The organism is Sulfitobacter mediterraneus (genome assembly GCF_003054325.1).
GTDB lineage: Bacteria > Pseudomonadota > Alphaproteobacteria > Rhodobacterales > Rhodobacteraceae > Sulfitobacter > Sulfitobacter mediterraneus.
Window position 1 is genome coordinate 106943 of sequence record NZ_QBKU01000012.1, and the last position, 14770, is coordinate 121712.

13 protein-coding genes are annotated in these 14770 nt (G+C 58.7%); 9 read left to right on the forward strand and 4 right to left on the reverse strand.

Annotated features, from left to right (window positions below):
- Positions 1–45 precede the first annotated feature (45 nt).
- The 3 genes from C8N31_RS17435 (at position 46) to C8N31_RS17445 (ending at position 2585) form a co-directional block, all read left to right on the forward strand.
- Complete coding sequence (locus C8N31_RS17435) at positions 46–492, forward strand: DUF1178 family protein (protein ID WP_025046407.1); 447 nt, start codon at positions 46–48, stop codon at positions 490–492.
- Positions 493–510: 18 nt separating this feature from the next.
- Positions 511–1155, forward strand: coding sequence for an SDR family NAD(P)-dependent oxidoreductase (locus C8N31_RS17440; protein ID WP_025046406.1), 645 nt, complete (start codon positions 511–513; stop codon positions 1153–1155).
- Positions 1156–1346: 191 nt separating this feature from the next.
- Complete coding sequence (locus tag C8N31_RS17445) at positions 1347–2585, forward strand: aspartate kinase (protein ID WP_025046405.1); 1239 nt, start codon at positions 1347–1349, stop codon at positions 2583–2585.
- Positions 2586–2587: 2 nt separating this feature from the next.
- On the opposite strand, the gene C8N31_RS17450 is transcribed toward C8N31_RS17445, so the two are convergent.
- Complete coding sequence (locus C8N31_RS17450) at positions 2588–3082, reverse strand: ClbS/DfsB family four-helix bundle protein (protein WP_025046404.1); 495 nt, start codon at positions 3080–3082, stop codon at positions 2588–2590.
- Positions 3083–3284: 202 nt separating this feature from the next.
- Here C8N31_RS17450 and ptsP point away from each other — a divergent pair, with 202 nt between their 5' ends.
- Positions 3285–5531, forward strand: a complete 2247-nt coding sequence (gene ptsP / locus C8N31_RS17455) for a phosphoenolpyruvate--protein phosphotransferase (RefSeq protein ID WP_025046403.1) — start codon at positions 3285–3287, stop codon at positions 5529–5531.
- On the opposite strand, the gene C8N31_RS17460 is transcribed toward ptsP, so the two are convergent.
- Together C8N31_RS17460 and C8N31_RS17465 are read right to left on the reverse strand one after the other, a co-directional pair.
- Positions 5532–6176 carry a GntR family transcriptional regulator gene (locus tag C8N31_RS17460; RefSeq protein WP_025046402.1) on the reverse strand — a complete coding sequence of 215 codons (645 nt, stop codon included), beginning with the start codon at positions 6174–6176 and terminating at the stop codon, positions 5532–5534.
- Positions 6173–7522, reverse strand: coding sequence for a formimidoylglutamate deiminase (locus C8N31_RS17465; protein ID WP_025046401.1), 1350 nt, complete (start codon positions 7520–7522; stop codon positions 6173–6175). Before C8N31_RS17465 ends, C8N31_RS17460 begins: the two co-directional genes overlap by 4 nt.
- 82 nt (positions 7523–7604) lie before the next feature.
- Between C8N31_RS17465 and hutI the strand changes: the two genes are divergently transcribed.
- From hutI to C8N31_RS20440, 5 genes are all read left to right on the forward strand, one after another.
- Positions 7605–8801 carry an imidazolonepropionase gene (gene hutI / locus C8N31_RS17470; protein ID WP_025046400.1) on the forward strand — a complete coding sequence of 399 codons (1197 nt, stop codon included), beginning with the start codon at positions 7605–7607 and terminating at the stop codon, positions 8799–8801.
- Positions 8798–10303, forward strand: coding sequence for a histidine ammonia-lyase (gene hutH / locus C8N31_RS17475; RefSeq protein WP_025046399.1), 1506 nt, complete (start codon positions 8798–8800; stop codon positions 10301–10303). Before hutI ends, hutH begins: the two co-directional genes overlap by 4 nt.
- Positions 10300–11094 (forward strand): N-formylglutamate deformylase, encoded by a 795-nt coding sequence (hutG, locus tag C8N31_RS17480; protein WP_025046398.1) that lies wholly within the window; start codon positions 10300–10302, stop codon positions 11092–11094. Before hutH ends, hutG begins: the two co-directional genes overlap by 4 nt.
- The gene (hutU, locus tag C8N31_RS17485) at positions 11091–12761 is read left to right on the forward strand and encodes a urocanate hydratase (protein WP_025046397.1); all 1671 of its coding nucleotides are present in this window, start codon (positions 11091–11093) and stop codon (positions 12759–12761) included. The genes hutG and hutU overlap by 4 nt, the downstream gene beginning before the upstream one ends.
- A 422-nt stretch (positions 12762–13183) precedes the next feature.
- Entirely contained in the window at positions 13184–13345 is a 162-nt protein-coding gene (locus tag C8N31_RS20440; protein ID WP_156026840.1) for a hypothetical protein, read from the forward strand.
- 223 nt (positions 13346–13568) lie between these two features.
- Here C8N31_RS20440 and C8N31_RS17490 read toward each other — a convergent pair whose 3' ends face one another.
- Positions 13569–14690, reverse strand: a complete 1122-nt coding sequence (locus C8N31_RS17490) for an AAA family ATPase (RefSeq protein ID WP_081785616.1) — start codon at positions 14688–14690, stop codon at positions 13569–13571.
- Positions 14691–14770 lie beyond the last annotated feature (80 nt).

The window sequence follows — 14770 nt, forward strand, 5'->3', positions numbered from 1 at the left end:
CGCCCCATTTTTCAAAGACAACGTGGCAGAGGATAGCGCGGTAGAATGATCCATTATGCGCTCAAATGTGAGGCGGGCCACCAGTTTGAAAGCTGGTTCCAATCGGCGTCGGCCTTTGATGTTCTGGCCAAGGCCGGGCATTTGAGCTGTGCGGTTTGTGGATCATCTCAGGTGAGCAAAGCGATCATGGCACCGCGAGTTGCCACGAAAGCCAAGGCCGCGCCGCCAGAACCGGAGCAGGCGAGCGTGCCTGCACTGCACAATCTACCCACCGAAGTTGAGCAGGCGCTGAGCGATCTGCGCCGCAAGGTTGAAGAAAACTCTGATTACGTGGGCGAGAATTTCACCAAAGAGGCCCGCGCCATGCATTTGGGTGACGCGCCGGAGCGTGCGATCTATGGCGAGGCGCGTCTGGATCAGGCGAAAGAGTTGATCGAGGATGGCGTGCCCCTGGTGCCGCTGCCATTTCGGCCCAAACAGAAACTCACCTGACCCCGAAAAGGATAGATCATGACGGTTGTTATCACAGGCGCAAGTCGCGGCATCGGCGCGGGCTTGGCCGCGCATTATCAAAACGCCGGACATGAAGTGATCGGCACGGGCCGGTCTGCAGCGGCGCAACTGCAGCTCGATGTGAACCAGCCCGCCAGCCATAAGGCCATGGCAGAGACATTGGGCGATCGGGCCGTGGATTTGCTGGTCTGTAATGCCGGGGTCTATCTGGACAAGGGCCATGATCTGGACAGCGGTTATGGCGCGGATCTATGGGCGCAAAGCTTTGCCACCAATGTGACAGGGGTTTTCCTGAGCATTCAGGCGCTTATGCCGCATTTGCGACGGGCCAAGGCTGGCAAGATCGCAATCATTTCCTCGCAGATGGCCTCTGACAACCGGGCGCCCGGTGGCAGCTATATTTATCGGTCTTCCAAAGCAGCGGCGCTTAATCTGGGGCTCAACCTTGCCAAGGATCTTGAGCCCGAAGGCATCGCTGTGGGGATCTATCATCCGGGCTGGGTACAGACCGACATGGGCGGGGATGCCGCGGATATCACCACGGATGAAGCCGTGAATGGGCTGGCGGCCCGGTTTGATGCTTTGAGCCTTGAAACCACAGGATGTTTCGAGACCTGGGATGGCCGCGCACATCCCTATTGAAGAGGCGGAGGCGGGCAGGCCCGCCAGGTGATGCTGGCAATTGGGCCTGCCCAATTGCGTGAATGGGGGCTTTGCCCCCAAACCCCCAGAGTATTTAATGCCAAAAAGGCGGCAAAAAGGGACAGGATGCCGCCTTGCGCCGGGGCGGACATGGGGCTAGACCGCGTGCGTGTTGAACGGCGGGAGGTCTGATGCCTGTTCTTGTGATGAAATTTGGTGGCACATCGGTGGCCACGCTGGACCGGATCCGCCGCGCGGCAAAGCGTGTGGGGGTTGAGGTTGCCAAAGGCTATGACGTGATCGTCATTGTCTCTGCCATGTCCGGCAAAACCAATGAATTGGTGGGTTGGGTTGGTGAAACCTCGCCGATGTATGATGCCCGTGAATATGATGCGGTGGTGTCCAGCGGTGAGAATGTCACGGCGGGTTTGATGGCCCTGACCTTGCAAGAAATGGACGTGCCCGCACGGTCCTGGCAGGGTTGGCAAGTGCCGGTGCAGACGACCTCGGCACATTCCGCCGCGCGGATCGAAGATATTCCGCCCGCCAATATTCGCGCCAAGTTTGCCGAAGGTATGAAGGTGGCGGTTGTGGCCGGTTTCCAGGGGGTCAGCCCGGAGGGGCGGATCACCACATTGGGCCGGGGTGGATCTGACACAACAGCGGTGGCCTTTGCCGCAGCCTTTGAAGCCGAACGTTGTGACATCTATACGGATGTGGACGGCGTTTACACCACTGACCCACGGGTCAGTGCCAAGGCCCGCAAGCTGGACAAGATCGCGTTCGAAGAGATGCTGGAGCTGGCATCCCTGGGCGCCAAGGTCTTGCAGACACGGTCCGTTGAATTGGCCATGCGCTATAAAGTTAAGCTGCGGGTGCTCTCAAGTTTTGAAGAACAATCAGACGATGCCGGGACGCTCGTTTGTGATGAGGAGGAAATCATGGAAAGCAATGTTGTTGCAGGTGTGGCGTTCAGCCGTGATGAAGCCAAGATGACACTGGTGTCGGTTGCGGACCGTCCGGGCATTGCCGCCACGATCTTTACCGCGCTGAGCGATGCGGGCGTGAACGTTGATATGATTGTTCAGAATATCTCTGAGGAGGGACGCACGGATATGACGTGGTCTTGCCCAGTGGATCAGGTCAAACGCGCCGAAAAGGCGATGCAAGACGCCAAGGATGGCGAGATCATCAACTATCATGAGCTGATTGCGGATGTTGATGTGGCCAAGGTTTCGGTTGTGGGCATTGGGATGCGCAGTCACACAGGTGTGGCCGCCAAGATGTTTCAGGTGCTGTCCGCAGAGGGCATCAACATCAAGGTGATCACCACCTCCGAGATTAAAATCTCGGTGCTGATTGATCGCAAATACATGGAACTGGCGGTACAGGCGCTGCATGACGCCTTTGATCTGGACAAGGCGGCCTGATTTTAGGCTGCCGCTTTCAAACGTTGGCGGATGAACTTCTGGGCTGAACGATAATGGCTTGGCCCGGCGGCTTCGGCCCAGCGGCCTGTGGTCCATGCGTTCTTCGCGCCTTTCATCGGCCCGCCATAAAGCGCGTCCTCGTCGAGGCTTTCGATCAAGTGCAAAAGGTGGCCATGGGCGGTCTCCAGTTGGGCCAACGCATTGGACCAACTAAGGCCGGCTTGCCGCGCACGAAGCTCGCTGTTGTAGCGGGGCAATTCGTTCCATTTGTAGCCTTCGGCGGGGAAGAATACCGGATTTCCGGCCTGGCCGTCGTGATACCAGCCGCGGAACAGATCAATCCAATGGGCGCGGTGGGCGACCACGTCTTTTATGGAAACGCCATCTGCATCCTTTTGCATTGCGCCCTCGGCCTCCAAAGGGGAGGCGAGCGTCATCAGTTTGTCAAACTCGCGTTGGGTGACGGCGATCAGATCGGACTTGCAGGTTGCGGGCATGGCTTGGCTCCTTTGCTCAATTATAGCGTGTGGACATCCTTGACCCATTGATGCAGATCAACCCCAAGAGCCGAGGCCCGCAGGCCTGCCCAAAAAGCGGGCACATGTGGCAAAATGGCCTGACGTCAGGGAATTCAGCCATTTCGCTTTGGTGCGGCCTGTGGTCTAAGCTGGGAACGGTCAAACCGGGGGACGCGCCAGTATGGCAGAGCGTTTTGAAACAGAGAGCCGCAAATTGCTGGGCCGTTTGCGTGATGCATTGGCAAGCGATGACGCCGGGCAAGCGCGGCTCAACAAGATCACGCATCTGATTGCCAATTCGATGGGCTGTGAGGTCTGTTCGATCTATCTTTTCCGCGATGAAGAGACGCTAGAGCTTTGCGCGACAGAAGGGCTGAACGCGGATGCGGTCCACCAGACGCGGATGCGTCTGGGCGAAGGGCTTGTCGGGCGCGTCGCAAAAAAACGCCATGTGATCAACACCCCCGATGCGCCGCAAGCGCCGGGGTTCCGGTTTATGCCGGAAACCGGTGAAGAGATCTATTCCAGCTTTCTGGGTGTGCCTGTGCAACGCTTGGGCGAAGCGCTGGGTGTTTTGGTGGTGCAATCGAAATCCGCGCGCGAGTTCTCTGCCGATGAGGTTTATGCCCTTGAAGTGGTGGCGATGGTGCTGGCCGAAATGACAGAGCTGGGCGCTTTTGTCGGCGAAGGTGCGGCGATGTCGGCGCGGCACAGCCAGCCGGTGATGATACGCGGGATTGTCGGGCAGGAAGGTGTGGCCGAGGGCCATGTTTGGCTGCACGAGCCGCGGGTTGTGGTGTCCAATCCGATTGCCGATGATCCGCAGCGCGAAGAGGAACGCCTGACCGAAGCGGTGGAGCAATTGCGCATCAGCGTTGATCAGATGATGACGATGGCAGTGGGCGACAAAGACCAGCAACAGGTGCTTGAGGCGTACCGGATGTTTGCCAATTCCAAAGGCTGGATGCGGCGGATGCTGGAAGACATCGCCAGTGGTCTGTCGGCAGAGGCGGCAGTGGAAAAGGAACAATCGCTGGCGCGGGCGCGGATGGGGCAATCTACGGATGCTTACCTGCGCGAACGGCTGAGTGATCTGGACGATCTGAGCAACCGGTTGCTGCGCAATCTGACCGGGCAGGGGGCCGATACCGGCGCCGAGATGCCCGATGATCCGATCTTGGTGGCGCGTAATATTGGGCCCGCAGAATTGTTGGATTACGGGCGAAAGCTGCGCGGGATCGTGCTTGATAACGGGTCTGTTGGATCGCATGCCGCGATCATTGCGCGGGCGCTTGCGATTCCGCTGATTGTACGGGCAGGCCGTGTGACCGAAGACGCGCTCAACGGCGATCACATCATGGTGGACGGCGAACAGGGTATCGTTCATCTGCGCCCTGATGACACCGTTGCCACGGCCTTCCGCGACAAAATCGCCATGCAGGCAGAGGCGCAGGAACGCTATGCCTCGATCCGTGATTTACCGGCGCAGACCAAATGCGGGTCAGTTGTGGCGTTGCATATGAACGCCGGATTGATGGCCGATTTGCCTTCGCTCGATGGCTCTGGTGCAGAAGGGGTGGGGCTGTTTCGCACCGAACTGCAATTCCTCGTGCGCAACCAGATGCCCAAACGGTCCGAACTTTCGGCGCTCTATGCGCGGGTTCTGGACGCGGCACATGGCAAGCGCGTGGTATTTCGGACCCTCGATATCGGGTCTGACAAGGTACTGCCTTACATGAAACCCAACGACGAGCCGAACCCGGCGTTGGGCTGGCGTGCGATCCGCGTGGGCCTCGACAAACCGGGTATCATGCGGATGCAGCTTCAAGCGCTTATTCGTGCAGCGGCGGGGCGGCCTTTGACGGTCATGTTCCCCTTTGTTGCGCAGTTCGAAGAATTTCGCGCTGCCCGCGCCGAGGTGGACAAAACGCTGGCGCGAGAAGAGCGTTTGGGCCACGTCCTGCCCGAAACCGTCGAGGTGGGCGCGATGTTGGAGACACCCAGCCTTGCCTTTGCCCCGCAGAAATTCTTTGAAGAGGTCGAATTCCTGTCCATCGGCGGCAATGACTTGAAACAGTTTTTCTTTGCGGCTGATCGCGAAAACGAACGGGTGCGGCGGCGCTATGATACGCTGAACGTCAGTTTCCTGAGCTTTCTCGAAGGTATCGCGGACCGCTGCGCCGAGACCAACACCGCCCTGTCGTTCTGCGGCGAGGATGCGGGGCGTCCGGTTGAAGCGCTGTGTTTTGCAGCCATCGGATTTCGCAGCCTGTCGATGAGGCCTGCCTCCATCGGGCCGGTTAAAAGCCTGCTGCGGCGCTGCAATCTGGATGAGGTACGCCAAGTCATCCATGAGGCGCGTGATCGCGGTGAAATGTCGGTCCGATCCGCCGTGATGGACTATGTTCGCGCCCAGCATCAGGGCTGATCAGATCACCAGTCGCACCGCGTGGCCGGGGGCATAGGACATGCGCACCGCGGTCACCATGGCCGTTTCGCTAAAGGTTTCGCGGCGCAAGACCATCAAGGGCGCGGCGGGTGCACATTCGAGGTGTTTGGTGTCGAAACCGCTGGCCGGCTCGGCGGCATATTCCAAGGTGCCCCGGTCAAACGGGGCATTTTGAACCAGCCATTCATTGGCGCTGATCTGGTCCAGATCGACATCGGCCATCTGCGGCACTTCGGACAGGTTGACCTGTCGCTGTTCGGCGGCAAAGGGGGCCTTGTCCGCAAAATGCAGCCCCTCAAGATGCAGCAGACCCCCCTTGATTTTGCGGCTGATTACGCGGTGGGAATAGGCTTTGCCCAGTCCTTCGACCTCTTGGCGCAGGATCGGCACCGACATTTGCGCGCGCCGTTGCGGCGACAGGGCCACGCGGGTGCCAGCGCGGCGCCGCCGTTCGAGCCAGCCATCCTCGGCCAAAGCCCGCAGCGCACGGTTGACCGTGGCGCGGGCACAGCCCAGCTCGCGGGCCAGTTCGGCCTCGTTGGGGATCAATCCGCCGGGAGGCCATTCGCGGCTTTGAATGCGCCGCAAGGCCTCGGTCTGGATGTCCTGCCAGCCGCGTTTCACATCACGTCCTTGAGCCGGTGAAGGGTCTCGCGGTAGGCATTTGTGATCTCGGTGCGGGCAATGTGCATGCCGTCTTGTACCATATGGCGGCCCGCAGCCCAAACATCCGTAACGCGGGTGTCGGTCCCCGCAAAGATCCAAGTGTCCAGCACATTGTCGCCCTCCCGGCCAATCAAATCCGTTGCATTGCCGTCCAGCGCCATCAGATCGGCCCAGGCGCCCACTTCGATGGCGCCGGACTTGCGCCCAGCGGCCTGTGCGCCGCCCCGGCAAGCGCCATCAAACAAGACCCGCCCGGTTGAGCGATCTTCGGTCGCCATCACAGCCCGGTTCAGAGTGCTCAGGCGTTGGGAATACTCCAGCGTCCGCAGTTCTTGTGCCAATGAAATCAGAATGTTGCTGTCTGACCCGATGCCCCAGATCCCCTTGGCATCTGACCATGTCACCCCGTTAAAAATGCCATCCCCAAGCGAGCTTTCGGTCAAGGGGCACAGCCCGGCAACCGCGCCGGTGGCCGCCAGTCCACGTGTCTCGGCTTCGGTCATCTGCGTGCAATGGATCATGCACCAACGTGGATCAACCTCGACATTGGCCAATGCCCATTCGACGGGGCGGGCGCCATAGGCCGTCTCGATCTCTTCGACCTCCGCGACCTGTTCGGCCAAATGCATATGGATCGGACCGCCAAATGATTGCAGCGCTCTGATCTGATCTGGCGTTACGGCACGCAGGGAATGTGGCGCCACGCCGATGTTTGCATCCGCTGGCAAACCTTTCACGGCGACCTGTGCCCCATCCCAAAGGGTTTGATACCCATCCAGATCATTGCCAAAACGGATTTGACCGGGGCCAAGCGCGCGCCCGTCCACGCCGCCTTGGGCATAAAGCACCGGCAACAGCGTCAGTCCAACGCCCGTCTGTTCTGCCGCAGCGGCGATCCGCGTGGCCAGTTCGGCGCGGTTGTCATAGGCATGACCGCCCGGCTGATGATGCAGGTAGTGGAACTCGACGCTGGCGGCATATCCTGCCTCCAACATCTCCATCTGGACCTGAGCAGTGATGGCCTGAATGTCCTCTGGCGTCAGTTGATCCAGAAACCGGAACATCAACTGCCGCCATGTCCAGAAACTGTCCGTTGGCTCTGCTCCGCGCCGTTCTGTCAGCCCGCCCATCGCCCTTTGAAACGCATGGCTGTGCAGGTTGGTGGGCGCGGGCAAGAGGATATCAACCTGCGTGTCTGCGGGCCCCTCGCCAATCGCGGCGATGCGTCCGTCCTTGAGGGTCAGGGTGACGTCATTGACCCACCCAGAGGGCAGCAACGCGGTTTTGGCCTTAATTTTTGTCATGTCTTGCCTCTTGACGACTCAGGGTGTGATCTGAATATGTCTATACATAATTACAAATCAGCCGCGAGATAAAGGGAAATTCATGCATCAACTGCTCTGCAATGCGCGATTGGCGACGATGGTGGGGGCTGATTATGGGTTGGTCGAGACAGGCTGTGTTGTCTTGGACGGCGATTTGATCGGCTGGGCCGGGCCTGAAACAGAGCTGCCAGAAGAGTTTGCCGGCGCGGAACGCCGCGATATGGGCGGGCGTCTGATCACCCCCGGCCTGGTGGATTGCCACACCCATCTGGTGCATGGCGGCAACCGGGCCCGTGAATTTGAAATGCGACTGCAAGGGGCCAGCTATGAAGAGGTCGCGCGGGCAGGGGGCGGAATTGTCTCGACCGTTGGCGCGACCCGCGATGCGGATCTCGATAGCCTGATCGCCAGCGCTTTGCCGCGCCTTGATGCGATGATCGCCGAAGGGGTTTGTACCGTTGAGATAAAGTCGGGTTATGGGCTGGACCTTGAGACAGAACTGCGGATGCTCCGGGCGGCCCGCAAGCTGGGCGAGATGCGATCAATTCGTGTAGTGACCAGTTTCCTCGGGGCACATGCGGTGCCAAAGGAATTTGCTGGCCGCGCAGATGCTTACATCGACGAAATGTGCATTCCGGCCCTGCGTGCCGCCCATGCCGAAGGGCTGGTGGATGCGGTGGACGGGTTTTGCGAAGGCATCGCCTTTGACACCGCACAGATCGCGCGGGTCTTTGACGTTGCGCGGGAACTTGGCCTGCCGGTCAAACTGCATGCCGAACAACTTTCACATATCGGCGGCACCAAACTGGCGGCTGAATATGGGGCGATCTCGGCAGATCATGTTGAATATGCCACCGCTGCAGATGCCAAAGCACTCGCCAAGGCCGGAACCGTCGCGGTGTTGTTGCCCGGCGCGTTCTATACCGTGCATGAAACCCAAGCGCCGCCCGTTGCGGCGTTTCGCGATGAAGGCACGGAGATGGCATTGGCCACAGACTGTAATCCCGGTTCTTCGCCTCTGGCCTCGGTTTTGGTGACGATGAACATGGGCTGCACTCTGTTCCGTCTAACCCCTGAAGAGGCGCTGCGCGGTGTGACGCTGAATGGGGCCAAGGCGCTGGGTATGACGGATCGCGGTCAAATCGCCGCTGGTCAGCGGGCGGATTTATGTGTTTGGAACATCGAACATCCGGCCGAACTGGCCTATCGCATTGGGTTTAACCCCTTGCATTCACGTATTTTTGGAGGACAGCAATGATCCTGACACCGGGGGCTGTACGGCTCGATACATTGGAAGTGATCTGGCGCGATGGAGGGCAAATCACCCTTGATCCGGCGTGCCAACACGGCGTCGAAGCCGCCGCCGCGCTGGTGGCCAAGGCCGCGGCCGGGCAGGATGCGGTTTATGGGGTGAACACCGGTTTTGGCAAACTGGCCAGCCGCAAGATTGCCCCTGAGGACACGCAAACCCTGCAACGCAATTTGATCCTGTCCCATTGCTGCGGTGTGGGCGAGGCGCTGAGCCTGCCACTGACACGGATGATGATGACGCTCAAGCTGATGTCGCTGGGGCGCGGTGCCTCTGGCGTGCGTTGGGAGGTCTGCGCCCTGATCGAAGGGATGGTGAATGCAGGCGTGATGCCGGTGATCCCTGCGCAAGGCTCGGTGGGTGCTTCGGGCGATCTGGCCCCGCTGGCGCATATGGCCGCTGCAATGATCGGCGAGGGCCGCGCGGTCTATCAGGGCGAAGAAATGTCCGGCAGCGAGGCCCTGAGCCGTGCCGGATTGACCGCAGTTGTGCTTGGCCCCAAGGAAGGGCTGGCGCTGATCAACGGCACCCAGTTTTCGACCGCCTGCGCCCTTGCAGGTTTGTTTGACGCACAGAATGCTGTGCGCAACGCGATGGTTATCGCGGCGCTTAGCACCGATGCGATCATGGGCTCCACCGCGCCACTGGTTGCCGACATTCACAGTCTTCGCGGCCATGCCGGACAGATCGATGTGGCCGAAGCGATGCGCGATCTGATGGAAGGCTCCGAAATCCGTGAAAGCCACCGGGAGGATGATACCCGTGTACAAGATCCCTATTGCATCCGCTGCCAGCCGCAGGTGCTGGGCGCGGCCTGGGATGTGATCCGGCAGGCGGCACATACGCTTGAGGTCGAGGCCAACGCCGTGACCGACAATCCACTGGTTTTGGTGGGCGAGGGGCGCATCGTCTCGGGCGGGAACTTCCATGCCGAACCTGTGGGCTTTGCCGCCGATATGATTGCACTGGCCATTGCCGAGATTGGGGCGATTGGCCAACGCCGTGTGGCGCTGATGGTGGACCCGACGCTGAGCCATGATTTGCCGCCGTTCCTGACCCCTGACCCAGGGCTGAACTCTGGCTTTATGATTGCCGAAGTGACCACCGCCGCGCTGATGAGCGAGAACAAACATCTGGCCAATCCTTGCGTGACGGACAGCACGCCCACCTCCGCCAATCAGGAAGATCACGTGAGCATGGCCGCGCATGGCGCTTACCGTCTGGCGCGGATGAACCGGAACCTGTCGGCAATCCAGGCGGTCGAGGCGATGTGCGCCGCGCAAGGGGTTGAGGCGCGTGCGCCGCTGGCCACATCGGCGCGATTGCAACGGGTGATTGATCGGTTGCGGCAGGAGGTTCCGACCCTTGGCAAGGATCGCTATCTCGCGCCAGATATCGAAACGACCACAGCATTGGTGCGCAGTGGCGCATTGGTCGAGGCGGCACAATGATCGAGATCACCCAAGGAGGCAGCCCGATTGTTCTGGGCATGCCGCACACCGGAACGGAGGTGCCGCCCGAAATATGGGACAAACTCAACGAACGCGGCCAGGCGCTGGCCGATACCGACTGGCATATTGACCGCCTTTACAATGGCTTGGGGCTGGACGTTACAGTGGTGCGCACGCCGATCCACCGCTATGTGATTGATCCCAATCGCGGCCCTGATGACGCAAGCCTTTATCCGGGACAAAACACGACGGGTCTGTGCCCGTTAACGGATTTTGAAGGTTTCCCGATATACCATGAGGGACAAGAGCCGGACGCGGATGAGGTTTCGCGCCGCCGCGCGCTCTATCACGCGCCCTATCATGATGCGTTATCCACAGAACTGGCGCGGGTGAAAGCCAAACATGGCATTGCGCTGCTGTATGATTGCCACTCAATCCGGTCGGTTATCCCCTATCTTTTTGACGATACCCTGCCTGATCTGAACATCGGGACCAATTCCTCCACAAGCTGTGGCCAGTTTGTGGAGCGGGCTGTGGAAACCCGTTGCCGCGCCGCGCAGGACTATTCCAGTGTCCTCAATGGGCGTTTCAAAGGTGGCTGGACAACGCGGCATTATGGGCAACCTGCGGAAAACATTCACGCAATCCAGATGGAACTGGCCCAATCCACCTATATGGACGAGACCCCGCCATGGCAGTGGCGGGCCGACAAGGCAGAACGGCTCAGGCCGGTTCTTTACCGCATTCTCAATGACTTGACCGAGCTTCTTTATGAAAGGCAGCAGCGATGACAAATCCCCGTCACAACACCCGAGACATCTTTCCTGCCACCGGCACCGAGCTAACGGCCAAAAGCTGGATGACAGAAGCACCGATGCGCATGTTGATGAACAACTTGCACCCCGATGTCGCTGAAAACCCTCACGAATTGGTGGTTTACGGCGGCATTGGCCGTGCTGCCCGCACGTGGGAAGACTTTGACCGCATCGTTGCCGCTCTGACCGATCTGGAGGGCGATGAGACGCTGCTTGTGCAATCTGGCAAACCTGTGGGCGTGTTCAAGACCCACGAAAATGCCCCCAGAGTGTTGATTGCAAACAGCAATCTGGTGCCGCACTGGGCCAATTGGGATCACTTTAACGAGCTCGATAAACGCGGGCTGGCGATGTACGGCCAGATGACCGCCGGATCGTGGATTTACATTGGAACTCAAGGGATTGTCCAAGGAACTTACGAGACTTTTGTCGAGGCAGGCCGCCAACATTATGATGGCAATCTGACCGGAAAATGGATCCTGACCGGCGGTCTGGGCGGCATGGGCGGCGCACAGCCCTTGGCGGCGGTTATGGCCGGCGCCTGCTGTCTGGCGGTGGAATGCAACCCCGACAGCATCGACTTCCGCCTGCGCACCAAATACCTCGACGAGAAGGCCGAGACACTTGACGAAGCGCTTGAGATGATCGACCGCTGGACCAAGGCAGGCGAGGCCAAATCAGTCGGCCTGCTTGGCAATGCTGCCGATATATTCCCCGAGCTGGTCAAACGCGGCGTCCGGCCTGATATCGTGACGGATCAAACCAGCGCACATGACCCGCTGAATGGATACCTGCCGCAGGGCTGGACCATGGGCGAATGGCGCGCCAAACGTGAGAGCGATCCAAAAGCCGTCGAGAAAGCCGCCCGTGCCAGCATGAAGGTTCATGTGGCCGCGATGGTGGATTTTTGGACCGCCGGTGTGCCGACGCTGGACTACGGTAACAACATCCGGCAGGTCGCCTTGGAAGAGGGGCTGGAGAACGCCTTTGCCTTCCCCGGATTTGTGCCCGCCTATATTCGCCCGTTGTTCTGCCGCGGCGTTGGCCCGTTCCGTTGGGCGGCGCTGTCCGGTGATCCCGAGGATATCTACAAGACCGATCAAAAGGTCAAAGAGTTGATACCGGACGATCCGCATCTGCACAAATGGCTGGATATGGCCCGCGAACGGATCTCATTCCAAGGTCTGCCTGCGCGTATCTGTTGGGTTGGTCTGGGCCTGCGTGACAAGCTGGGCCTTGCGTTCAACGAGATGGTGCGAAACGGCGAATTGAAAGCGCCGATCGTGATTGGCCGCGATCATTTGGACAGCGGATCAGTGGCGAGCCCGAACCGTGAGACCGAGGCCATGAAAGACGGTTCTGACGCGGTAAGCGATTGGCCGTTGCTCAATGCGCTGCTCAATACGGCGTCCGGGGCAACATGGGTGTCGTTGCACCATGGCGGCGGCGTCGGCATGGGTTTCAGCCAGCATTCAGGCATGGTGATCTGTTGTGATGGCACCGAAGAGGCCGATGCGCGGATTGCACGGGTGCTTTGGAATGATCCGGCCACTGGTGTGATGCGCCATGCGGATGCAGGTTATGACATTGCGCTGGATTGCGCCCGTGAGAAGGGCCTGAACCTGCCCGGCATTCTGGGTTAACCTGTCTGTGTCCGGCGGCGGATTGAGGGGCCAGCCCCTCAAACTCCCCGGAGGTATTTAAGGCCAAAAAGGGAGGGGCGCATGGTAAGGTCCGTGCGCCCTTTTTGCTATTGGCTGCCTCAGAGACAGCTGTTGGGATGCCGGCTGAACAGAGATCGTGGGGTATCTGTGCCGGAAGACGCACAAACCCGCATTGAGGGTTGGGAAAACACAACAACCGGAAGCGGTCAAAGAGCCCAATTTGGGCACAAACCGCCAGCACCGGACATTGGTGCAAAAATTGAAATTATTCCGATGACGCGTCCACAGTCATATTGTGCTGTCAAATCACCTATGGTGAGCTGATCCGAAGATCATCAGAATAGCGTTTCTGACTAAAGTCCTTCGGTGAATTTGACAGTCCAAATTGCAATGCGCGCGTCATGAGGCGCCTTGGCGGTATTCTGGCCGCCGCTTTGGCGTTCGCTGTTTCCGGTTGTAATGACAGCGGGATGTGGCGTCAGAAACTGACATTGCGCATCAAGACGCCGTTTGGTCCGGTTGAGGCATTCGCCGCCGGCGATGTTGCAATGGCCCTGATTTAGGTTGGAGGCGAAAGGAGCGGGGTTTGGTTTCAGCCAGAATCTGACCCTGTATGTTTGGATTTCGGGCGGGTAGAGCCGCTATCGGCGGCCTCGCGGCTTAAGGTGATTTATGGCCTCTTTTTGCAGCAGGGCAGGCCGGCATTTCTCGCGAACAATAACCTCGGTTCTGGACAAAAGGACCAAAGCGCAGAAAAGCGACACCCACAGACGGCTTTCCCATGCGTTAAGCTGTCAGACGAGGTACGCCGCCAAAGCGTCCCTGCAGGTAGCGTTTTTGAAACCCTGCAGCGTCTTGCCTAGGTTTAAAGTCGGTAAGTGGGATTAGTTCTGCAGCGAGATCGCGGCCTTTCTCAACAATCCAAATCTGATCTCGCCCAATACAGTCGCTGTCTAGCAATGACGAATCATGTGTAGTGAAGATCAACTGAGCGTTGCGGGTGTTAAGATTTGGATCACAAAATAGCCCAATGAGATGTTGGAACGCCAACGGGTGCAGCCCTGAATTTAGCTCATCGACGATTAAAGTGAAGCCGTTGTCCAATACGTCTAAAACGGGACCTGCAAGACCAAAAAGGTTCTGTGTGCCGGTTGACTCCTCTACGAACGGAAGTGGCATCAGTCTTTTCTGCTCATCATGTCGCATAAAATCGATGCTGTAGTGCTTTGCATCAGGATTATCGTTTCTTATCAAATCCCGAATAGGTCCTGGAATTTCATCATTGTCCAAGACTTTTGCTTCTGTGACCCGAATGTCTGACACAGCGACATCAGTTGCCTTTAAGAACTCGATTATTCGGGTTTTCCAGCCTTCTTCTCCGAAGCGGCGCTCGGTGTAGTCAAGCTGTCTCGAATCTGGTGCCTTAAGCGTACGGAGCATCAAGACTAGCCACTCGTACGCACCACTTAACCCTTTAGCGTTCAATTGTACCGCAGTGCTTAGAAAAAGCGCGTCGGGCCTCGTTTGTGACCTCCAACTGTCACGTTCGCCTTTGAGATGCACGCTCGATATGTCCCATTCATAGGAGTCCGTTTGTACATCGTAACTGCGAGTGAAAAGTTGTCGTTGCCGTCCCGTGCTTTTGGGGCGTGCAAACAACCACTCATCAACGACCCTCTCATGCGAGATGGCGAAGCCATATTGATATAGTGTTTCTTCGTGGATAAAGATTGCCTCGAATTCCGATGGGCGTTCGCGCCACTCACTGTGAAAAAGGAAGGGGTCAACGTCGATCCCCTGTCCAGCTTCATTGCGAAAAGACATTCGGACGAAGCGGGACATGAAGGCCATCGCATCGATCAACGATGATTTGCCTGAGCCATTTGCACCGAATGACCTGCTCCCCATTGAGTCCGCTAGTTTAGGTTAGCTCTGTTCAGGTTTTGGTCCTTCACTGACCGGTTAGCATATTCCGCCGGCGTCAGGCC

Bases quoted from the DNA above. Each gene is read 5' to 3' on its own strand.
- C8N31_RS17435 (WP_025046407.1), top strand. From the start codon at position 46: ATGATCCATTATGCGCTCAAATGTGAGGCGGGCCACCAGTTTGAAAGC.
- C8N31_RS17440 (WP_025046406.1), top strand. From the start codon at position 511: ATGACGGTTGTTATCACAGGCGCAAGTCGCGGCATCGGCGCGGGCTTG.
- C8N31_RS17445 (WP_025046405.1), top strand. From the start codon at position 1,347: ATGCCTGTTCTTGTGATGAAATTTGGTGGCACATCGGTGGCCACGCTG.
- C8N31_RS17450 (WP_025046404.1), bottom strand. From the start codon at position 3,082: ATGCCCGCAACCTGCAAGTCCGATCTGATCGCCGTCACCCAACGCGAG.
- ptsP (WP_025046403.1), top strand. From the start codon at position 3,285: ATGGCAGAGCGTTTTGAAACAGAGAGCCGCAAATTGCTGGGCCGTTTG.
- C8N31_RS17465 (WP_025046401.1), bottom strand. From the start codon at position 7,522: ATGACAAAAATTAAGGCCAAAACCGCGTTGCTGCCCTCTGGGTGGGTC.
- hutI (WP_025046400.1), top strand. From the start codon at position 7,605: ATGCATCAACTGCTCTGCAATGCGCGATTGGCGACGATGGTGGGGGCT.
- hutH (WP_025046399.1), top strand. From the start codon at position 8,798: ATGATCCTGACACCGGGGGCTGTACGGCTCGATACATTGGAAGTGATC.
- hutG (WP_025046398.1), top strand. From the start codon at position 10,300: ATGATCGAGATCACCCAAGGAGGCAGCCCGATTGTTCTGGGCATGCCG.
- hutU (WP_025046397.1), top strand. From the start codon at position 11,091: ATGACAAATCCCCGTCACAACACCCGAGACATCTTTCCTGCCACCGGC.
- C8N31_RS20440 (WP_156026840.1), top strand. From the start codon at position 13,184: ATGAGGCGCCTTGGCGGTATTCTGGCCGCCGCTTTGGCGTTCGCTGTT.
- C8N31_RS17490 (WP_081785616.1), bottom strand. From the start codon at position 14,690: ATGGGGAGCAGGTCATTCGGTGCAAATGGCTCAGGCAAATCATCGTTG.